Below are 21,830 nucleotides of genomic sequence, written 5' to 3'. Positions count from 1 at the left end.
AGAACCTGCGGGGTGTTCTTCAATGGATCACTCCACAGTCACGGGCAGCTCCACCGCAATGTCCGCCGATGAAGTTCCCAGCGAAAGCACATACTCTCCGGGATCGACGCGCCAGCCGTGCATCCGGTCGTCCCAATAGGCCAGGGCGCTGCGATCGAGCTCGAATTCGATCTCCCCGCTACTGCCCGGAGCCAGCTCCACCCGGCGGAAGGCTTTCAATTCCTTCTTCGGCCTCACGACCGAGGGATTCCGCTGCGAGACATAGAGCTGCACGACCTCGGCTCCGGCACGGGAGCCCGTGTTGGTCAGAACGGCACGAACGGTCAGCGGACCCTTCGTCGGAAACCGCTTCGCTACACGGGGCTTCGACAGCGAAAAAGTCGTATAGGAGAGCCCGAACCCGAACGGATAAAGCGGCGCGATCCCCTTGGTTTCATACCAGCGGTACCCCACCAATACACCTTCCGCGTAGTCAACGTCGTAGATCCGGATCAGCTTCTCGTTATAGGCCCGCGGCGCCTTGTTGTAGAACTCCGCACCGGCCGGCATCGTCCCCTTGGCTGGAGAGTCCGCGAACTCCCTTTCGATGGTGATCGGAAGTTTCCCCGAAGGATTGATCCGGCCCGAGAGTATTCCCGCCAAAGCCGTCATGCCGTTCTGACCGGGATACCAACCGTAAATCACCGCCGCAGCCCGGTCGTTCCAGCCGCTCATGCGGATTCCCGACCCCGAGTTGACCAGCACGACCGTGTTCGGATTCGCTTCGACGCACATGCGGATGAACGCCTCCTCTTCCTTCGGCAGGGCGAACGGACGCTCGAACGACTCCACGTCGATCGTTCCCGCCGAAAGCAGGACGACATCCGCTGCCGCGAGCTGCTCCCGCGTGGGACGCTCCACGACCTGCACGGCGTCACCGAATTCCGCCCGAAGGGCCTCCTCAAGCGAAACATTGTCGTATCCCAGCACTTCGGCCGACGAAGAGGTGCTGCCCCCGGTGCGGGGTATCTCCCGGATAAAGCGCCCGGTGAGCAGAATCCGGCGGCCGGCGGCCAACGGCAAAATCCCGTCGTTACGCAACAGCACCGTACCTTTCGCCGCGACTTCGCAGGCCGTTTCGGCATGCGCCGGGAAACGGTCGAGCAGGTCGGGACGGTATTTCACCCGGTCGTAGAGCCCGAAAGCGACGGCGGTGGCGACGTTGGGCCGGATCATCCGTTCCAGATCCTTTTCCGAAATGCGCCCCTGGCGAAGCAGTTCCCGCACCTCCCGAGCGAATTCGCGGCGGCCGGGCATCTCCGCATTCTGGCCGCTTCTGACGACCTTTTCCGTGTCGTACACGGAGCCCCAGTCGCTCATCACGCACCCCCGGAATCCGAGTTCGCCGCGCAGCAGCTCCCCGATGACGCGGCTGTTCTGACCGGCCCACTCGCCGTCGAGCTGGTTATAGGAGGTCATCACGTAAGCCGCACCGGCCTCGATGCCGGCGCGGAACGGCGGCATATAGATCTCGTGCAGCGCCCGTTCGCCGATCAATGAATTGGACCGGCGGCGGTAGAACTCCGTTTCGTTGCCGATGAAGTGTTTCAGGCAGGCGGCAGTCCCCGTCTGCTGCATTCCTCGCACGTAGGCCGCAGCCATGACGGAAGTCAGCAGCGGATCTTCGCCGAAATATTCGAAATTGCGGCCGCACTGGGAGTTGCGGGCGATGTTCAGCCCCGGGCCCAGCAGCACTTCGATACCGCCCGCACGGCACTCCTCCCCCACGGCCTCCGCATAACGGAAGGCCAGATCGGGATCGAACGACGAGGCGAGCATGATCGGACAGGGAAAGGCCGTCGATCGTTCCAGCTGGCGGACCATCGTGGAATCGGGCAGGTTGTTGCGCAGATGGACGCCCTGCGTGGCATCGGAGAGATAGAGATAGGGAATCCCCTTCTCCGGAACGCCGTAGAAGAAAAACGAGGAGTAGCCGCGCGCAAAACGGATCTTTTCGTCGAGGCTGAGCCGGGCGATCAGGGAATCGGCCCGCCGATAGGCTTCATCCCAGGCGACGGGCTGCCGGGCGAAGAGTCCGGCGGCCGCACAGCAGGCCGCCAGGGACAACATGATTTTCCGTATCATAAATATCAGTCTGTTTTCAAAAAGAGAGAGGTCGGAAAACACTCCGGCCCTCTCTCCCGGTTTCGTATGTTCTCTATTTCGTCACGCAGATATTGTCGATGAACCAGCGGGAGAACTCGCCCGAAGCGGGTTCGCTCGTGAACCGCACGGCCGTGGAGGCCGTCGCACCGTCGATCGTCAGCGTGAAGCGTTTGAACTTGGTATAGTACAGCCCGCTCACGACCTTCTTCGACGCCCCGTCGATCGTTCCGCCGCCGATCACCTCGACGACCACCGATTTCAGATCGCCTTTCAGGTCCTTCGCACCGCTGTTCGCGTGCACCGAAGTGTTCTTGTAGGCCATAGCGTCGAACGACAGCGTGAGGGTTCCCGAAGCCCCGAAAGCGGGCGTTAGCAGCGATCCTACGTTGTTCGTGTAGGAACCCTGAGCGACGGTCTGCGTCTCCACGAAGCCGATCTGGGCATATCCCGGACGCTGGCGGACATGCGTGCCCGAAAGGCCGTTCTTCGCCGCGGCGTCCCACACCGAAATGTCGCTGCCGCAGAAGTTGAGCATCGCGGCCAGCTTGTCGCCGTGGCAGTAGTCGAGCCCCGTCGTCAGGTTGTCGAACGGTTCGAAATAAACCGCTCCCGCGGGTTTTTCGGTGCTGAAGGCAGGAACCTTCTCCACGACGGCGCACGAATGGAGGCGGATTTCGCCGCCGTTGGCCACCGTTCCGGCGTTCACCGTGACCTGATTGAACGGCGTCACCCGGATGTAGAGCGTTCCGCGGCGTTCGAGCGGGATTTGCGGTGCGATGTCGATCGTCCAGTAGAAGAAGTTCTTGCCGCCGCCGACCGCCTTGCCCTGCGGAATCACGAAATGCGGCTCGTCGGCCGGAGCCGGCGTATACCAGACGGCATTGTCGTTCGAATAGGAAAGCGTCCAGTTGGCCGGAGCCGTTCCCGAGGCGCTCCAACCGAACGAGAAGCGGAACGGACCGTCGATCGTCTCGTCGAGCGGGAAGGTGAAGAGCGCATAGTCCTTGTCCTTGCCGCCGGTCCACGACTTCATCGGCAGGTTGTGGTGGCCGCTGTTCTCGTTCCAGTAGCGGAAGCCCAGGTTATTGCCCGAGGAGCTCAGCTTGGCCGTGATGTTGGCGCCCGTGCCGTCCATCGCCGTCGCCGAAACGCCGTCGATCGACCCCGTGCCGTTCGAACCGGAATAATAGATGTACTTGCCGTCGCCGTTGGCCGCCGTGCGGGTCATGACCGACAACACGTAGGGAAGCGTGATGCCGCCGTCGAAGCGGGGCGCATTCATCGCCGCGAAATCCGCCGCCGTGCAAGGCATCACGACGCTGTTCCCGTCGTACACGCCCGCAATGCCGCACAGCCGGCCGCTGCCGACCGGCACGGCGTCGATGCCGAACGTGCTGTTCTGCCGCGCATAGAGCGTGAAACGCTCGTCGTCGGCCGTCTGGACGGTGACGTTATCGCTCAGCACCTTGTTCAGGTCGCTGACCACCACCTGTGCGTCGAGCGACACGTACATCGACTCGTAATCGCCCGACGCGAACTGGGCATAGGTCACCGGCAGCGCCGCGGGCGTCACCTGCGTGGTTTCCGAACGCACCACCCGGTCGTCCGAAACGGGCTTCAGCTCCATCACGCCGGTTTCGGCGTTCACGCCCACCACGGCGCCTTTCAGGTCGATCTCCAACTCTTCGCCCGGATTGCGGTAAAGCGTTTCATCAGTGCGCAGCGTGATGCCGCAGCGGGGTTTCAGGTCACTTTGCAGCGCAAGGCAGTTATCGAAGTAGTTGTTGTCCTGAACGCTCGACACGACGATGCCGCGGAGTTTCACCTCCTGCGTCACGGTGTAGTCGCCGTCGGCGGCCAGCGCCCGCAGGTCGGAAACGCTCAGATAGCCGTCGGACGTAGCGGAAGCCTGCACGAAATTCAGCTCCTCGGCCACCGCAGCATTGCGCCTGGCCGCGACGCGCAGCGTGAGCGAACGGCTCGCGGAAGTCGCATTTTCACCGATCGTCACCGCCACCGTCGCCGTGCCCGTCGCTTCGGAGCGCGAGAGCTGCGCCCACGACGTGTCGTCGCCCGTGACGGATATTTGCCAGTCGCAGTTGGCCCTGACCTCGAACGAGAGCGTCGTGCCGAATGACGGGGCGAGGATCGCATGGGTATTCAGCGTGATCGACTGCATCGGCAGCGCCACGTCGTCCTTGCACGCCCCGGCCGAAAGCAGCAGCGCGAGGGCCGCCGCCGTCCGGAAAAAGCTGTTTGAAAGTCTGTTTTCCATAATCGCTTACTTTTTGAGGTCCACCAGTACGGGAAGGTGGTCGGAAACCTTCATCACATTGATCTCCTCGTACGAGGGCACGGCCGTGCGCAGCACCTCGTACGACGGCGAATTGCCCGTATAGACGAGCACGAAGTCGATGCGCGACGGCGAAGAGCTGTTCACGAAGGTGTTGGCCGACGTGCTGATAACCTTCCACGACTTGGTAGCGGCCAGCGGAATGTTTTTCATATTGAGGTCGCCCGCCAGATAAATCGGTTTGGCATAGGCGGCGTAATTGGCAGCTATGTACTCGCCGATGATCTCCAACGACCGCTCGCGGTTGGCCGCCTCCTTATGGCAGAAGTGCGTGGCGATGAAGATATAGTCGTCGAACTCCGCGAGGAAGAACTTCCGCGCCTCGGTTCCCGGCAGATCGCCGGCATAGGTGGTCTTGGGCGCCGTCTTGCAGAGAATGCCGATACCGTAGTCGCCGCCGCGGTAATCGATCGTCTTGCAGTAGTAAGGCCGCATTCCGGTACGGTCGGCCAGTTCCTGCAACTGGTCGGTGGGATGCCACGTGGTGTTCTTGTCCAATTCCTGCAAGGCGATCACGTCGGGGTCCATCAGCGAGATGACCTTGGCCGTGTTGTTATAGTTCGCCCGGTCGGTCCCGGCGTTCTGGGTCCACCCTTCGCAACGGTGGGTGTTGTAGGTCGCCAGCCGGACCGAATTGGGCAGGCGGTCGTAGCCCTGCCCGTCGTAGGGGTTTTCGGGCTCGTCGGAGGTCATGTCCCCGAAATCGAAATCGGAGTTGTCGCCCGACAGGTCGGAGCACGCCGCTGCGGAGAGGACCAGGCAGCAGCCGAATAAAGCAGACAGTATGAATCTGGTGATTTTCATGGTGGTTCGTTTTTAGGTTTCCGTTTAGAAATTCAGTCCGTCTTTCCAGCCGGGATTCTGGGTGATAGCGCCCTGCGTCAGCACCCGGTCGTCGGTCGGAACGGGATAGAGATAGTCGCGTTCTTCGTCCCAGGTCCGGACATAGTCGGTATGGATGACGATGTTGCCGCGGTCGCCCTCGCTGAGAAAAATCTCCTTGTTCAGTTCGTAAACCGTCGCCGCCGAGGTCGCGGGCTTCGACCCCGACCAGATGCACACGTCGTCCACGCCGTCGCCGTTCAGATCGTAGCTTCCCGTACCGGGGAAATAGAGTCCCTTGAAGGGCTTTTCGAAACGCTTGCCCTCCTTCCAGCGCATGATGTCCCAATAGCGGAGGTTCTCCATCAGCAGTTCGACGGTGCGTTCGCGGCGTATTTCGAGGATCACCCCCTTGTTGTCGCCCGTCACGTTGGCGTAGCCCGTCTCCGCAGAAGCCAGATAGGGATCGGGATGGGCGTTGGCCTCCGCGAGCGAAAGGTCCGCGACCCCGGCCCGCTCGCGCAGCGGATTGATCGACAGCTCGATGTCGGCCTGGGTCAGCGTTCCCAGCTCGGCTTTCGCCTCGGCATAGTTGAGAAGCACCTCGGCGGCGCGGAACAGCGGCAGGTCGTTCGTCGAAGCGTTGTACGAATCGTACTTGGCCGACTGCAAGTATTTCACCAGCTGGTAGCCGGTCATCGTCGCAGCGAGGTTCGGGGCCGATTCGGCCGTGTCGTCCACACGCTTGTAACCGGGCGTGCGGACCGTCTGGGCGAAGCGGCCGTCGCGGTTCCGGCTCTCGTCGGGCAGCTGCATCGTCTCCCAGCCGGGCTGCGAGGTGAAGGGCGTGCCGTCTTTCATCAGGTACATGTCGGCGATGTTCTTCAACAGCCCCGGACGCCCCATCGTGATGCTGGTGAGATAACCGTTCACGTCGTGTTTCAGACCGATGGAGGTGTTGTACGCCCGGGCGAGGACGATTTCCGTGTCGAGCGCCTTGAGCGACGAGAAAAGATTCAGGTAAGGCGTGCTTCCGGTCGTGTAGATCCCGTAACCGCTCTCGTCGATGAAGCGTTTCGAAGCCGTCGCGCAAGCCGTAAGATAGGACTCGTAACCGTCCGATCCGTGATACTTGCGGAAAGTCCCCTCGAACAGGCAGGCCCGGCTCTTGAGCGCCAGCGCGGTCCAGCGGGTCACGCGGTAGACCGATTTTTCGGCAGGCAGGTGCAGGATGGCAAAGTCGAGGTCCTCGACCACCTTCTGCATCACCAGCTCCCGCGGATCGCGGCCCTTTTCGAAGAGCAGCGGATCGCTAGCGTCGATCGGACGATCCACCCAGGGCACGTCGCCGTAATATTTCACCTTCTCGAAGTAGAACCAGGCCCGGAAGAAACGCGCCAGACCTTCGTATTCGAGCCGCACGCGCTCGTCCGGACAGTTGGAGGAGTGTTGCAGGAAAAAGTTGATGTCGCGCAGTTTCTCCCACTTCCAGGTGCTCGCAGTAGCGGGAACGGTGCGGTTGCCCAGCACCTCGCTCGTAAGCGTGGTCTTGGCGATGATGTCGGCCGTTTCGCCGTAGATCGACCCGGCGGAGGGGAACATCGTATAGAAATCGTTGGTGTAGAGCTGGCACTCTTCCTCCGTGCGGAAGAAGCTCTCGGGAGTGAGCCGGTCCTTCGGGAAACGGTCGAGCGCATCCTCGCAACCGCAGAAGCCGCACGCCGCAACACCGGAAAAGATATAAAGAATGATTTTTTTCATAACGGCAGTCGCATTAGAAGGTTAAGTTCAGACCCACGGAGTAGGTTTTGCACCAGGGATAGACGTTCGACTTCTTGTCCGAGTCGGCGGCCGCCTGCTCGGGATCGAGGAAATCGCTCTCCAGCGCCGACCACGTGGCGAGGTTCTCGCCGCTGAAATAGATGCGGCACTCCTTGATGCCGACCTTCGAAGTCAGCCGTCTGGGAATCGTGTATCCGATCGTGAGGTTTTTCAGACGGCAGTAGGCCAGATTCTGCAAGTAGCGGTCGTTGGTGTAGTAGGCCGTGCCCTGCGTCGAATTGAGCGACGTATAGGCGCGGGCGCGCGGGAAATAAGCGTCGGGATTCTCCTCGCTCCACACCCGGCTCATGAAATTCTTCGGGATGAAAGTCGCGTAGGGACGGCAGTAAGGGCCCCAGAAGCGCAGGTTGTCCGCTCCGGGATACCAGTCCAGCCGGCCGATGCCCTGCACGAACACCGACACGTCGAATCCGTACCACGAGAAGTTCAGCGTCGCCCCGTACTGGTAACGCGGCGACGAGTTGCCGATCACGCGGCGGTCGCCCGGGTCTTCCAGCGTGCCTTTGCCGCCGTTGACGATGTTGTCGCCGTTCAGGTCGAGGTACTTGATGTCGCCCGCACGAACGCCCTTGCCGTAGGCTCCCGTCGCCGAATAATAGCCCGCGGCGACGGTCGAAAGGTCGATTCTCGAAGCGTATTCGGCAGCCTCCTCGTCGGTGCGGAACAGCCCATCGACCTTATAGCCCCAGATCTCGCCGTATTTCTTGCCCACATAGGGATCGCCGATCAGCCCCGAAGGGTTGTCGCACTTGGTGTACTTGGCCGTATAGTCCGAGAACGATCCCGTAATGCCGTAGCTGAAAGCGCTTCCCGCCAGTTCGAACGAGTCGCGCCAGCCGAGCACCAGTTCGTAGCCCTTCGTGCGGAGGTTGTTCGAGTTGACCTGCGGTTCGTCGGCTCCGTAGATCGACGGCAGCGACTTGCCCTTGCCCAGAATGCCTTTCGTATCGCGGATGTAGAAATCGGCCGTCAGCGACAGGCGGTTGCGGAACATGTTGAGATCGAGTCCGAGATTTTTCGACACGACCTTCTCCCAGGTCTGGTTGCCCGACACGGGATCGCTCACCGTGGCATGCTGTCCGAGCGTCGTTCCGTCGAACGAGTAGTCGCTCATCGAACCTTTGGTCGTAACGGTCTGGATGAAATCGTAGTAGCCGATCTGCTGGTTGCCCAGCGAACCGTAGGAAAGACGGATTTTCAGATTGTCCACCGCCTTGCGCAACGGTTCGAAGAAAGGCTCCTCGCTGATGCGGTAGGCCGCAGAGAACGAGGGGAAGAAGCCGTAACGCTTGCCGCGCGGGAAGCGCGAGGTGCCGTCGTAGCGGCCGTTGACCTCGAAGAGGTACTTGCCCCTGTAATCGTAGGCCGCCCGGTAGAAGAGGCCCATGATGGCGTATTCGTTGCGGCCGCCGTTGAGCGTGAAATTGGTGGTGCCCTTGGCCAGGTTGAAGTCCGAGAGTTCCTCCGACAGCAGGCCGTCGTTGGCCGCCGTGAGGTCGCGGTAATACTTGGCCTCGTAGTTGTAACCGGCGATCAGCGTCAGGTTGTGTTTCTCGGCGAAGGTCCGGTTGTAGGTTCCGTAAACATCGGCCACATAATAGTTCTGATCCCAAACGACCTCCTTGTATTTGTTGGGGAAGCTGCCTTCGGGTTCGGTCATCACCTCGCCCGGATACTGCGAATACTGGACGTTGACGCTGCGGTAGTCGTTGTGCAGATAACCCTGCGTGTAGCTGAAATCGGCCTTGACGTTGAAATCCCGGTGCAGCTTGAACGTGGCTTCGAACGTCGTGGTGATCTCCTGGGTCTTCTTGTTGCCGAAGCTCTTGCCCTTCTGCATCATGGCGTTGTAGCCGTCCATCACGTAGTGGGTCGAGGACTGCGTCATCGAAGTATGCGACACGGCCGTTCCGTCGGGATTCACCGGCACGAACGACGCCAGCGCATGCAGCGTGGGCTTGCGGAAATTGTTGTACTCGTCCTCGTACCCGTAATACCTGTAATTCGACTGGAAGAATTTGGTGTTGCTGGCGATGGTCAGCCACGGCTTGATCTCGGCCTGCAATTTCACACGGAAATTGTAGGACTTGAACATGTCGGGTTCGAGCCGGTTGACGCCCTTCTGCTGGTAGTAGCGTCCGCTGACCATGTAGGACAGCGACTTGGAACCGCCCTTGATGTTGATGTTGTGGTCCCACGTCGGGCGGCTGTCGTCGTAGAGATAGTTATACCAGTCGAAGTTGGCCAGATAGACATACTGCTGGCGGCCGTTGCGGTTATCGGTGACGACCCACAGACGCGCCGGATTTTCGGTCTTGTCGTTGCGCCGCTCCCAGAGCGCCTTGTAATCGGCCTCGGTGTAGGAGGTGTAGGGCGTGTTCTGGGTCGCCATCATGAAGAAGTCGGCGATCTTGGCCGAATAGTAGCCGCGGGTTTCGTAATCGGTCGAGGTCGTAGGGCTGGACACGGAGAAATAACCGTTGTACGACACCTCGGCCTTTTCGTTATACTGCCCGCTCTTGGTCGTGATCAGAATGACGCCGAATGCGCCGCGGGCACCGTAGATCGCGGCCGAGGAGGCGTCTTTCAGCACCGTGATCGACTCGATGTCGTTCGAATTGATACGGTCGGGATAGGTCTCCACGCCGTCGATCAGAATCAGCGGGCTGCCTCCGTTGGGCGAGGTCGTGCCGCGGATGTTGTACGACGCGCCGGCTCCGGGCTGCCCCGAGGAGAGGGTCACATTGAGGTTGGGGATCACGCCCTGCAAGGCGCGCCCCACGTTCGACACGGGACGGTCTTTCAGCTCTTTCTGCGACACCGTGGCGACGGCTCCGGTCAGGTTGGCTTTCTTCTGCACGCCGTAACCGACCACCACCACTTCGTCGATGCTCTGCTGGGCGGAAGTCAGGACCACGTCGAAAAAGGTCCGGGCGCCGACCGCCGCCTTATAGGTGTCGAACCCGATGAACGACACTTCGAGCGCGGCCTTGTCCGAAAGGCTGAACGAGTCGAAAGCGAAAGCGCCGTTCGACCCGGAGGAGGTGCCCCGGACCGCCTCGCCGTCTTTGAGCAGGACGGTGGCCCCGACGACGGGATTACCGGAAGCGTCAGCGACCTTGCCCGAAATTTTGCGGGGGGGGGAAACTTGCGCACCGCGGCGCGGCGTCAGAATCACCTTGTTCCGCTCGACGTTCACGAAAACGTCGGGAATACATTTCAACACGATCCGTTCGATGGGCCAGGACTCCGCATCGACGGAAACGACGCGCGTCAGGTCGATGTCGGCGTTGTTATACGCAAAGGAGTACTGCCCCTGCGCCTCGATCTGCCGCAGCAGTTCGGCGACAGTGACATTTTTCAGATGGATCGTCACGGGCGGATTGGCGGCGGAAACGCCCCCGACGGACACAAACAGAAAAATGAATAAGGACATGATTTTTACAGACAGCCGCCGCTTGTACGGGGCGCTGCCATCGGATTGTCCAAAAAATTTCATAATTTTGCAACGATTTAAGATTCATCATTCGTAGTATGACTACGATAAGGTCTAATTTTAAGTCGTGGGGCGGGTGGTAGGAACATCCGTCCCAATTTTTTTCAAGGTCGTCAGATCGTCATAGGCAAATGGTTTTCAGGGTTCGAATTCAGGATTGCATCATTCCGGGGCGAGAAAAACCGTTTCGCCGCGGATGTCGTAGCGTATCGGAGCGATCCGCGAGATCAGGCGCATCGCCTCCTCCAACGATTCGTATTCGATATGGAAAGAGAGTTTCGCCGACAGGTCGATATCCCCTTCGGAATGGAAATGCACGCCGTACCAGCGTTCCAAATTGACCAGGATGGCCGAGAGCGATTTGTTGGTGAAGACCAGCCGGCGGGCCGTCCAACTGCAATAATCGCCGGCGGAGACCTCGGAAACCGCAATCCGGCCGGTCTGCGTATCGAACAAGACCCGTTCGTCGGGCCGCAGCAGAACCGGACTCTTCCGGTCCGGGGTCAGGACACGGACGCTGCCCGACCGAAGGACCGTTTCGGCATAGCGGGTTCCGGTCCGGTGCCGGGCGTCGAACTCCGTGCCGAGCACCTCGACCTGCATGACCTCCATATCGACGACGAACGGATGAGAGGCATCGTGCCGGACCTGGAAAAAGGCTTCGCCGTCGAGCCAGACGCGACGGGCTTCGGCATCGAATGTTTCGGGATAGCTCAGGCGGCTGTCGCCGTTGAGCCAGACCCGCGTCCCGTCGGGAAGCGTGAACTCGCCCTTGCTGCCTTGGGCCGTGACCAGGCACACCGAAGGGGTGCGTTCGTACCGCGAACGCAGGAACAGGTATTCCCCGCAGACGACGAGCGCCAGCAGGGCCGCTGCGGCCGCAAACCGCCGCAGGGATATGAACCGGCCTCTCTTTCCGGCCCGGTCCAGCAGGTCGATCCGTCGGTGTATGTCAGTGAGTTTATGGCGGTAATCGCTTTCCGCAGGCCGGGCGAGCAACTCCGTCCATGCCTGAAAAAGCGCCGCATCCTTCGTTTCACGGTCTGCCGGGGCGGTCATCCACCGCCGGAAACGGCGCTGGATCTCCTCCGGCATATCGCCGTGCAGGAAATCGCGGACGAGTCTGTTGATTTTGTCGGTCTTCATCGTTTGGGGTGCTGTTCATAATATAGAACGGCGAAAGACCGGAGAACCCCCAGCGGCAAAGAACGATTTTCAGAAAAAGATCGTGATCGAGGCGAGCAGGCGCCGCAGTTGGCCGAGTGCGGCGGTCATGTGGTTTTCCACGGTCTTGACGCTGATCCGGAGCTGTTCGGCGATCTCCCGGTTCGAAAGGCCCTCGTAACGGCTCATCCGGAAGATACGCCGCCGCTGATCGGGCATCTTGTCCACGGCGATGGAGATCAGCAGCGCCAGATCGTTCGTCTCCACCTGACTGTCGAGCGTATCGTCGTGGAAATAGCGGACGGAGGACAACTGGGCCGATTCGTATTTCTCATGCACCAGCGAACGGCTGTAAATGTCGAAAATGGCGTTTTTCGTCATCGTAAAGAGATAATTGGAAAAACGGGTCATCTGTGCGATCTCCTCTTTGCGTTCCCAGACTTTCAGCATGATGGACTGCATGACATCCTCCGCCTCCGTCCGGCTCTTCAACATCCAGAACGCCATCTCCTCGACTTTCGGAGCATAGTGCAGATAGAGCGCATCGAACGCCTCCCGGTCCCCGTGCGCCAGCCGATCCAATATTTCCCGCTCCTGCTCCACTCAGAAAATGTTTTTACAAAAATACGAAATTATTTGACTTATATGCAAGCGGGAAGGATAAACTGAGAGGAGGGAAGCCGCCGAATAAATCCGGAACTCCCCTCCTCTTCGTTCATACGCCTGCGGCGTTGACGGATCGCGGCTCCTGCTACGACCCGAAGTTGTCGTAAAGAATGTTCTCAGGCGGCACACCGAGGTTGTCGAGCATCTTCACCACCGAAGAGATCATCATCGGGGGTCCGCACATGAGGTAGATGCAATCCTCGGGGGCCTGGTGGTTCTTCAGGTAGTTTTCATACAGCACGTTGTGCACGAAGCCCGGCGTGTAAGCCACCCCGGCGGCATCCGCCTCGGGATCGGGACGGTCCAGCGCCAGATTGAACTTGAAGTTGGGGAAGTCCTTTTCGATCTGATGGAACTCGTCGAGGTAGGGAACCTCCTTCAGGGCACGCGCGCCGTACCAGAACGATACCGGTTTGGCGGTCTTTTCGGTCTTGAACAGGTGCATCAGGTGGCTGCGCATCGGGGCCATGCCCGCGCCGCCGCCGATGAAGATCAGCTCCTGGGTGTCGGGCAGGTTGTCCGGCAGGAAGAACTCGCCGTAAGGGCCCGAGATCGTGATCTTGTCACCCGGCTTGCGCGAGAAGACATACGACGAGCAGATGCCCGGGTTGACCTTCATAAAGCCGCCCGTAGCCTTGTCGAACGGCGGCGTGGCGATACGGATGTTGAGCATGATGATATTGCCCTCGGCCGGGTGGTTGGCCATCGAGTAGGCGCGGAACGTCGGCTCGGGATTGGTAGCGACGAGGTCCCACATCTTGAACTTGTCCCAGTCGGCGCGGTACTTCTCCTCCACGTCCATGTCCGAGAATTTGATGGCGTCGTACTTCGGGATGTCGATCTGGATGTAACCGCCGCTGCGGAATTTGAGGTTCTCGCCCTCGGGCAGTTTCACGACGAACTCTTTGAGGAAGGTCGAGATATTGCGGTTCGAGACCACCGTGCACTCCCACTTCTTGACGCCCAGAACGGCTTCGGGCACCTTGATTTTGAGGTTCTCCTTCACCTTCACCTGACAGCCCAGACGCCAGTGGTCCTTGGCCATCTTGCGCGTGATGAAGCCCGTCTCGGTGGGCAGGATGTCGCCGCCGCCTTCGAGCACCTGGCATTTGCACATGCCGCACGAACCGCCGCCGCCGCAGGCCGAAGGCAGGAACACCTTGTTGTTGGCCAGCGTTGCGAGCAGCGTCGAGCCGCTCTCGGTCTTGATGACCTTTTCGCCGTTGTTGATGTCGATCGTCACGTCGCCCGAGGAGGTCAGTTTCGCCTTCGCATAGAGAAGCAGTGCGACCAGCACGAGCGTGATCACCAGAAAGGCTGCGATCGCTATTAAAATCGTTGTAGTCATTTTTCAGAATCTCTTTTTAACGGTTAGAACTGAATGCCCGAGAAGATCATGAAACCGATACCCATCAGGCCGGTGATGATGAAGGCGATGCCGGGGCCTTTCAGCGCCGCGGGGATGTGCGAATAGGTCGTCTTCTCGCGGATGGCGGCCATCATCACGATCGCCAGCCACCAGCCCAGTCCCGAACCCAGTCCGTAGACGATCGTCTGCCACAACGACGTAAGCTCCGCAGCATCGACCTTCTGCTGCATGAAGAGCGAGCCGCCCATGATGGCGCAGTTCACGGCGATCAGCGGCAGGAAGATGCCCAGCTGGCTGTAAAGCGTCGGCGAGAACTTCTCGACGGCCATCTCCACCAGCTGCACGAAGGCCGCGATGGTGGCGATGAAGACGATGAAGGTCAGGAAACTCAGGTCCACGCCAGCGACGAGCGCGTCGGCTTTGAGCACGTATTCATACAAAAGGTAGTTCAGCGGCACGGTCATCACCATCACGAACGTAACAGCGGCGCCGAGCCCGAGGGCCGTCTTCACGCTCTTCGACACGGCGATGTAGGAGCACATGCCGAAGAAGAAGGCGAAGACCATGTTGTCGATGAAGATCGACCGGATGAAGATATTCAATGATTCCATACGTTATCCTCCTATTTTTCCTGTAAGTCCTTGTTGCGCGAACGGTGCACCCAGATGATGCAGCCCACGATGATCAGCGCCATCGGCGGGAAGAGCATCAGTCCGCAGTTCGAATAGAAACCGCCTTCGGCCATGTACCAGCTCTCGGGGATGATGCGGAAGCCCAGCAGGCTGCCCGAGCCGAACAGTTCGCGGAAGAAGGCCACGATCACCAGAATCAGACCGTAGCCCAGACCGTTGCCGATACCGTCGAGGAACGACGCCCAGGGCTTGTTGGCCAGCGCGAAAGCCTCGACGCGGCCCATGACGATACAGTTGGTGATGATCAGTCCGACGTAGACCGACAGCTGCTTCGAAACTTCGTAAACGAATGCTTTGAGCACCTGATCGACGAGGATCACCAGCGCGGCGATGACGACGAGCTGGACGATGATGCGGATGCGCGAGGGAACGCCGTTGCGCAGCAGCGACATCACGAGGTTCGAGAATCCCGTAACGACCGTCACGGAGAGCGCCATAACGATAGCGGGTTTGAGCTGCACGGTGACGGCCAGCGCCGAGCAGATACCGAGGATCTGCACGATGACCGGGTTGTTCGCCGAGAACGGACCCGTCAGGTATTTGAGGTTCTTGGCCGAAAACAAAGGCTCTTTTTCCATCTTACTCATTGTTTTCTACATTTTCTTCGTTAGACACTTCTGCCGCGGGGGCCGCTCCGGCCGCACGCTTGGCCTCCAACAGGGGCAGGTAGTTTTCCAGACTGTTGTAAAACATCGCCGTCACGCCGTCGGAGGTCTTCGTACCGCCCGAGATGGCGTCCACCTCGTGCGCGGGGTCCTTGGCGCCGCCCTTGCGGAGCTTCACCGAGACGAACTCGTCGCCTTCGAAGATCGTCTTGCCGACGAAATTGGCCTGATATTTCGGCGTAGCGATCTCGGCGCCGAGGCCCGGAGTCTCGCCCTTGTGGGCCATGATGATACCGGCCACGGTGTTCATATCCTTCTCCAGGGCGACGTATCCCCAGACCGGACCCCAGAGGCCCATGCCCGTCACGGGAATGACCACGCGGCCGTCCTTGGCCTCGAAGATCGGGAACTTGCCCTTCTTGAAAGTGTCCGGCAGGTCGTTGAGCAGCGCGAAGACCTCTTCGCCCTCGATCCGCTTGCCCTCCTTGTCCACGACGTAGGCGTCGATATACTCGTCGTAGGACTTGTCCAGTGCCGAGAGCGACGCGAGGATGTTCTGCTTCTTCTCGTTCAGGTCGTTGGCATCCTGACGGGGTTTGAGGGCGAGGGCGGCCACGGCCAGCAATACGGCCACGACGACGACCATCACCGTCGAGTACATAATAATATAGGCATTGCCGTTCTTGTCGCTGAACAGCCCCTTTTTCTCCTGCTTCAGTTCGGTGAATTCCGAGGCGGGAACTCCGCAGACAGGGCAGTTAGCGGGCGCGGCGTCACCTTCGTGGATGTAGCCGCAGACATTGCATTTGAATTTTTTCGTTGCCATAACTTATCTCCCCTATTTTGCGAGTTTGACACGTTTCTTGCGGCGGGCGACGTTGGCCTCGACCACGTAGTAATCGACCAGCGGAGCCAGCGCGTTCATAAAGAGGATCGAAAGCATCATGCCTTCGGGATAGGCCGGGTTGACCACGCGGATCAGCACGGCCAGCGCACCGGTCATCAGACCCACGATGTACTTGCCGGTATTGGTCTGCGACGAGGTCACGGGGTCCGTGGCCATGAAGACCGCGCCGAAGGCGAAGCCGCCGACGATCAGATGCCACCAGGCGGGATATTCCGTCACGCCGAGCGTCTGGAACAGATAGCCCATCGCCAGTCCGCCGGCGAACACCGAAACCATCGTGCGCCACGAGGCGATGCCCGTGAAGAGCAGGATGGCGGCGCCGATGAGGATGGCCAGCGTCGAGGTCTCGCCGAACGATCCGGGGATGAATCCCAGGAAGGCGTCCAACGGCGAGAAAGCCATCGTGCCGGTCGTGCCGAGCTGTTCGAGGGCCGTGGCGCCGGTGATGCCGTCAACATGCGCACCCATCATCGTCCAGTCGGAATACCACACCGTTTCGCCCGACATCGAAGGGGTGTAGGCGAAGAACGCGAAGGCGCGGGCCAGCAGCGCGGGGTTGAAGACGTTCATGCCCGTACCGCCGAAGACCTCCTTGCCGAAGACCACGGCGAAAGCCGTCGAAAGCCCGACCATCCAGAGCGGGGTCGATACGGGGAAGATCATCGGGATCAGGAGGCCCGAAACGAGGAAGCCCTCGTTGACCTCGTGGCCGCGCGCCTGCGCGAACCCGAACTCGATGCCCAGACCCACGATATACGAAACGCAGACCATCGGCAGCACGCGGACCAGTCCGTAGAAGAAAGCCTGGAAGCCTTCCAGCCCGACCTGAACGCCCGTGTTGTAGCAACCGAAGAGGAATGCCGGCATCAGCGCCACGACGACCATGATCATCGTGCGTTTCATGTCGTTGCAGTCGCGGATGTGCGCACCTTTCCGGGTCGTGGTGTTGGGTACGAAGAGGAACGTTTCGAACGCGTCGAACGTCGATTCCAGAAAGCCCAGCTTCCCGCCTTTCGAGAACGTGGGCTTGATATTGTCCATGAATTTACGAAGTCCCATCTTTAAGCCTCCCTGATCATTAAGTTAATACCGTCGCGGATGATCTGCTGGATCTCGATCTTCGAGGGATCGACGAACTCGCACAGCGCGAAATCCTCCTCCGTGACCTCGTAGATGCCGAGATTCTCCATCTTGTCGATGTCGCCCGCAAGGCACGCCTTCAGGAGATACATCGGGTAGATGTCCATCGGCAGATACTGCTCGTAGAGCCCCGTCACGACGAACGGACGCTCGCCGCCGTTCATGTTGGTGTCGAGGTCGTAAGCCTTTTTCGGGCAGAGCCACGAGAAATAGGCGCGCGAGACGGAGAACTTCTTGAAGCGGGGCATCGCCCAGCCCAGCAGTTCGTATTTGTCGCCCTCGGGGATGGCCGTCAGCTGGTTGGCATAGAAGCCCATGAATCCGTCCGGCGAGGTCTTGGTGCCCGTGAGCACGTTGCCCGAGATGAAACGGATGCTGTCGCCCTCTTTCTGCGGCTTCACGTTGCCCTTGACCACGGAATCGACCTTCGCGCCGCCCACGATGCGGACGTACTGCGGCTTCTCGATCTCCGAGCCGGTCACGGCGATGATCTTCGTCATATCGACGCGGCCTTCGTTGAACAGGCGGCCGATGATGGCCAGATCCTGCACGTTGACCGTCCACACCACCTCGCCCTTGTTCACGGGGTCGATGTGGTGGATCTGCACGCCGACGTTGCCGACGGGATGCTTGCCGGCGAAGGTGTGCATCTCGGCACCTCGGAGCGACGGCATCTGCCCTTCGGCCTTGGCGCGCACCGAGAGGTGCACCTTGCCGGCCGTGAGTTTCCGCATCACGTCGATACCCGTCTGAAGGTTCTTCTGCTCGGCTTTCAGGACGTAGTTGTAGTCCGGGGCCAGAGGCGCCGAGTCGAACGCGGAGACGAAGACCGCTTTCGGCGTGTCGTTGGGATCGGCGATGATGCCGTAGGGCCGCTGCACGATCATCGGCCAGAGGCCCGACCGGAGCAGCAGTTCGACGATCTGCTCGCGCGAAGCCGATTTCAAGTCGGGCTTTGCGAACTCCTCGTACTCCTGCGTGGCGTCGGGGGTCACCGTCACGCTGAGAATCTTGCGCTTCTCACCGCGGTTGACGGCGGCCACCGTGCCGCTGACGGGCGACGTGAAGAGGATGCGCTCGTTGGCCTTGTTGAAGAACAACGGCGTACCGGCTTTCACCTTATCGCCCTCCTTAACCAGCAGCTTGGGAGTCACGCCCTCGAAATCGAGGGGCGAGAGGGCATACTCCGAAGCCAGCGGCGCTTCCGCGAGCGACTCCTGGGGTTTGCCCACCAGATTGATGTCTAAACCCTTGCGTAGTGTAATGATTTTCGACATGGTTAAAATTTTGATATGGTTATGAGTTTGGAATTAGTATTCCGCATAGCGTTGTTAGTGGGCTAACAATTAATCGCGTGCGAAAGTACAAAATTTTTTCCTGAAAACACCCATGCGCAAACCAATATTTCTTAAATATATTAAGATTTACGGGTCCTGCTTTCGGGGCCAAAACAACAGACTTTCGATTGATTGCATTTCGAAATGATTTCGGAATCCCCCGGAAGCACCCCGGCGAGATTCCGGAACGGCCGGAACGTTAAAAAATTGGCCCCGAATTGGCAATGCTCCCGTTAAATTCCTAAATTTGCCGTCGCCATGCTTCCCTACGTCAACATACACACCCACCGCCCGACGGGGTCGGGAATCGAACTCCGCACGGAGGGCGTACATCCGTGGGATGCAGACATGCAGCTCGTTGCAACGCTCGGCGAGCGGCTCTCCGACGCGCAGGCCGTGGGCGAGACAGGGCTCGACTTCGTGCACGGCCCCTCGCGCGAGGTGCAGACCGAGGCACTGCGCGCCCAGCTGCGGCTGGCCCGTGAGCGAGAGCTCCCGGTGGTGCTCCACTGCGTGAGGGCCTTCGAACCGCTGATGCGCGAACTGGCGGCGTGCGAACCCCGGGCCGTGATCTTCCACGGATTCATCGGATCGCCCGAGCAGGCGCGGCAGGCCCTGGCGAAAGGCTATTTCCTCTCGTTCGGCGAACGCGCCTTCGCATCGCCCAAAACGCTTGCGGCGCTGCGCGAAACGCCCCTTTCGCAGCTCTTTCTGGAGACCGACGACAGCCCCGTGCCGATCGAAGAGATCTACGCCCGGGCGGCCGAAGCGAGGAGCGTTCCGACGGAGGTGTTGCAACGGGCGACGCTGGCTAATTACGAACGAATATTCGAAACTCGGCATGGATAACTGGCTGGAAAGAACCGAATTGCTGTTGGGCGCGGAGAAACTCGCGCTCCTGAAAAACGCCCACGTGCTCGTGGTCGGACTGGGCGGCGTGGGGGCCTACGCCGCGGAGATGATCGCCCGGGCGGGCGTGGGACGCATGACCGTGGCCGACGCCGACACGGTGAACGCGACGAACATCAACCGCCAGCTGGTGGCGCTGCACTCCACCGTCGGCCGTCCGAAATCCGAGGTGCTGGCCGAACGCCTGCGCGACATCAACCCCGAAATCGCACTCACGGTGGTCAATAAATATATCAAGGACGAGGAGACCTACACGCTGCTCGACGCCGCGCGCTACGACTACGTGGTGGACGCCATCGACACCCTCTCGCCCAAACTGGCGCTGATCGCCGCCGCATTGGAACGGGGACTGCCGCTGGTGAGCTCGATGGGCGCCGGGGCCAAGACCGATCCCACGAAGCTGGAGATCGCCGACATTTCGAAAACCCACCACTGCCCGCTGGCCCACATGCTCCGCAAGCGGCTCCACAAAATCGGCATCCGCCGGGGCTTCCGGGCCGTCTTCTCGCCCGAACCGATGCGCGAGGGAGCGATGATCCTCTGCGAGGAGCAGAACAAGAAGTCGAACGTCGGAACCATCTCCTACATCCCGGCGCTGTTCGGCATCGGATGCGCCTCGGTTGTCGTCAGGGATTTAATCGGAGAACTGGAGGGCTAAAAGCCCTCTTTCAGGGGCAGCGGACCGAATCCGCATTCGGAAACCAGGTCCGCGCTACCAACGAAAACTTACAAAAACAAAGGATATGCAACCGAACATCGTATTTCTGGACGAATACAGCCTCGGAGGCGCCGACCTCGGGTCCATCCGTGCGCTGGGCAACTACACGGGCTACGAGACGACGGCCCGCGAAGAGGTCGTCGAACGCTGCCGCGAAGCCGACGTGGCGATCACCAACAAAGTGGTTTTCCGCCGCGAAACCCTGCGGCAGCTGCCCCGCCTGCGGCTGATCTGCGCGGCGGCGACGGGCATGAACCACATCGACCTCGACGCGGCGGCCGAACAGGGCATTGCGGTCCGGAACGCCGTGGGATATTCGACCCACGCCGTGACGGAAACCACCATCGGCGCGGCCATCGGACTGCTGCGGCAGGTGGTCTATTACGACCGTTACGTCAAGAGCGCCTACGCCGGATCGTCCCGGCAATACCACTTCGGCCGCACGACCCACCAGCTCCACGGATCGAAATGGGGCATCGTCGGACTGGGCAACATCGGCCGCAGCGTGGCCCGTGCCGCCGAAGCGCTGGGATGCGAGGTCGCCTATACCTCCACCTCGGGCGTCGTGCGCGAGGAGCCCTACCCCGCCCTGCCGCTCGACGAACTGCTCCGGCGCTCCGACGTGGTGTCGATCCACGCCCCGCTGACCGACCGCACGCGCGGACTGATCGGCGCCCGGGAACTGTCGCTGATGAAGCCCTCGGCCATCCTCGTCAACGTCGCCCGCGGCGGCATCGTGGACGAAGCGGCGCTGGCCGCGGCCCTCGACGCCGGGAAACTGGCCGGAGCGGGCCTCGACGTTTTCGCGCACGAACCCCTCGAACCGGGCAACCCGCTGCTCGCGGTCCGGGAGCCGGACCGGCTGCTGCTTTCGCCCCACAACGCCTGGTCGCCCGTCGAGGCGGTCGAAGTGCTGGTGGAGTGCATTGCACGGAATATCAAAGAGTTCTACAAAATAGGCTGACATGGACGCACAACCCCTCACGGCCGACGAACGGCGCCGGCGGGTGTTCGACTTCCTCGACGCCCGCGGCATCCGCTACGAGTGGTACGAGCACCCCGAGGCCCCGACCTGCGAAATCGCCCTGCAATACTGCCGCGGCGACGGAGCCAGACACTGCAAGAACCTCTTTTTCCGCAACCACAAGGGCGACCGCCACTATCTCGTATGCTTCGACGCCGAACAGCGGCTGGCGATCCGCGACCTCGAACAGCGGCTGCATCAGGGCAAACTGTCGTTCGCGTCGCCCGAGCGGATGGAACGCTGGCTGGGGCTGTGCCCCGGATCGGTGTCGGCATTCGGGCTGATCAACGACCCGGCGCACCACGTCCACGTCTTTTTCGACATCCGGATGCGCGACTGGCCCCGTTACGCCTTCCACCCCAACGACAACCGCGCGACGGTGCTGATCGAACACGACGAATTCATGCGCTACCTCGCCGCCGTCGGCAACTCCTACGAGTTCATCGAACTCTACTGACCCGGGCCCGGACAATCCGGCTTTTCGCCCGCACTCCGCCGCCCCGCCCGTACCATCCGGAAGGGGCGAAGCGGCAGGCCGCCATTGCCTCAAATTGAAAGAACAAAATTTTCGGTCAATATTGATCGTCATGAACTTTTTGCCGAAATTTGTTGACGCGACAGTCCCGAAAAAAGATGGCGAT

The 21,830-nt window shown here is 60.5% G+C and carries 17 protein-coding genes; 4 read left to right on the top strand and 13 right to left on the bottom strand.

What is annotated here, in order from left to right; all coding sequences use genetic code 11:
- Positions 1–27 precede the first annotated feature (27 nt).
- From NQ519_RS14235 to NQ519_RS14175, 13 genes are all read right to left on the bottom strand, one after another.
- The gene (locus tag NQ519_RS14235; protein WP_019150491.1) at positions 28–2,124 is read right to left on the bottom strand and encodes a beta-glucosidase family protein; all 2,097 of its coding nucleotides are present in this window, start codon (positions 2,122–2,124) and stop codon (positions 28–30) included.
- A 73-nt stretch (positions 2,125–2,197) separates the two neighbouring features.
- Entirely contained in the window at positions 2,198–4,420 is a 2,223-nt protein-coding gene (locus NQ519_RS14230) for a DUF5689 domain-containing protein (RefSeq protein ID WP_019150492.1), read from the bottom strand.
- A gap of 6 nt (positions 4,421–4,426) precedes the next feature.
- Positions 4,427–5,302, bottom strand: coding sequence for an endonuclease/exonuclease/phosphatase family protein (locus NQ519_RS14225; protein WP_019150493.1), 876 nt, complete (start codon positions 5,300–5,302; stop codon positions 4,427–4,429).
- A gap of 24 nt (positions 5,303–5,326) precedes the next feature.
- Positions 5,327–7,081 carry a RagB/SusD family nutrient uptake outer membrane protein gene (locus NQ519_RS14220; RefSeq protein ID WP_019150494.1) on the bottom strand — a complete coding sequence of 585 codons (1,755 nt, stop codon included), beginning with the start codon at positions 7,079–7,081 and terminating at the stop codon, positions 5,327–5,329.
- A 13-nt stretch (positions 7,082–7,094) separates the two neighbouring features.
- The gene (locus NQ519_RS14215) at positions 7,095–10,598 is read right to left on the bottom strand and encodes a SusC/RagA family TonB-linked outer membrane protein (protein WP_044118615.1); all 3,504 of its coding nucleotides are present in this window, start codon (positions 10,596–10,598) and stop codon (positions 7,095–7,097) included.
- Positions 10,599–10,820: 222 nt separating this feature from the next.
- Positions 10,821–11,804, bottom strand: coding sequence for a FecR family protein (locus tag NQ519_RS14210; RefSeq protein WP_019150496.1), 984 nt, complete (start codon positions 11,802–11,804; stop codon positions 10,821–10,823).
- 69 nt (positions 11,805–11,873) lie between these two features.
- Complete coding sequence (locus tag NQ519_RS14205) at positions 11,874–12,425, bottom strand: RNA polymerase sigma-70 factor (RefSeq protein WP_026076466.1); 552 nt, start codon at positions 12,423–12,425, stop codon at positions 11,874–11,876.
- 148 nt (positions 12,426–12,573) lie between these two features.
- Positions 12,574–13,836 carry an NADH:ubiquinone reductase (Na(+)-transporting) subunit F gene (gene nqrF, locus NQ519_RS14200; protein WP_026076467.1) on the bottom strand — a complete coding sequence of 421 codons (1,263 nt, stop codon included), beginning with the start codon at positions 13,834–13,836 and terminating at the stop codon, positions 12,574–12,576.
- Positions 13,837–13,859: 23 nt separating this feature from the next.
- A complete protein-coding gene (gene nqrE, locus NQ519_RS14195) occupies positions 13,860–14,468 on the bottom strand; it encodes an NADH:ubiquinone reductase (Na(+)-transporting) subunit E (RefSeq protein WP_026076468.1) in 609 nt (202 codons plus the stop codon).
- 11 nt (positions 14,469–14,479) lie between these two features.
- Complete coding sequence (locus NQ519_RS14190) at positions 14,480–15,127, bottom strand: NADH:ubiquinone reductase (Na(+)-transporting) subunit D (protein WP_019150500.1); 648 nt, start codon at positions 15,125–15,127, stop codon at positions 14,480–14,482.
- A gap of 1 nt (position 15,128) precedes the next feature.
- Positions 15,129–15,980, bottom strand: a complete 852-nt coding sequence (gene nqrC, locus NQ519_RS14185) for an NADH:ubiquinone reductase (Na(+)-transporting) subunit C (protein WP_019150501.1) — start codon at positions 15,978–15,980, stop codon at positions 15,129–15,131.
- A gap of 12 nt (positions 15,981–15,992) precedes the next feature.
- Positions 15,993–17,102 (bottom strand): NADH:ubiquinone reductase (Na(+)-transporting) subunit B, encoded by a 1,110-nt coding sequence (gene nqrB, locus NQ519_RS14180; RefSeq protein WP_019150502.1) that lies wholly within the window; start codon positions 17,100–17,102, stop codon positions 15,993–15,995.
- A 20-nt stretch (positions 17,103–17,122) separates the two neighbouring features.
- Positions 17,123–18,478 carry a Na(+)-translocating NADH-quinone reductase subunit A gene (locus NQ519_RS14175; protein ID WP_019150503.1) on the bottom strand — a complete coding sequence of 452 codons (1,356 nt, stop codon included), beginning with the start codon at positions 18,476–18,478 and terminating at the stop codon, positions 17,123–17,125.
- Between the two features lie 318 nt (positions 18,479–18,796).
- Here NQ519_RS14175 and NQ519_RS14170 point away from each other — a divergent pair, with 318 nt between their 5' ends.
- From NQ519_RS14170 to NQ519_RS14155, 4 genes are all read left to right on the top strand, one after another.
- Entirely contained in the window at positions 18,797–19,387 is a 591-nt protein-coding gene (locus tag NQ519_RS14170; RefSeq protein WP_019150504.1) for a TatD family hydrolase, read from the top strand.
- The gene (locus NQ519_RS14165) at positions 19,380–20,105 is read left to right on the top strand and encodes a tRNA threonylcarbamoyladenosine dehydratase (RefSeq protein ID WP_019150505.1); all 726 of its coding nucleotides are present in this window, start codon (positions 19,380–19,382) and stop codon (positions 20,103–20,105) included. Before NQ519_RS14170 ends, NQ519_RS14165 begins: the two co-directional genes overlap by 8 nt.
- 85 nt (positions 20,106–20,190) lie before the next feature.
- Complete coding sequence (locus tag NQ519_RS14160; RefSeq protein ID WP_019150506.1) at positions 20,191–21,129, top strand: NAD(P)-dependent oxidoreductase; 939 nt, start codon at positions 20,191–20,193, stop codon at positions 21,127–21,129.
- Position 21,130: 1 nt separating this feature from the next.
- Positions 21,131–21,646: a prolyl-tRNA synthetase associated domain-containing protein gene (locus NQ519_RS14155; protein ID WP_019150507.1), complete on the top strand. Its 516-nt coding sequence runs from the start codon at positions 21,131–21,133 to the stop codon at positions 21,644–21,646.
- Positions 21,647–21,830: the final 184 nt, after the last annotated feature.

This window comes from Alistipes senegalensis JC50 (assembly GCF_025145645.1).
Taxonomy (GTDB): domain Bacteria; phylum Bacteroidota; class Bacteroidia; order Bacteroidales; family Rikenellaceae; genus Alistipes; species Alistipes senegalensis.
The sequence above is the reverse complement of the archived record's forward strand: the minus strand, read 5'-3'. Positions and strand labels throughout refer to the sequence as shown.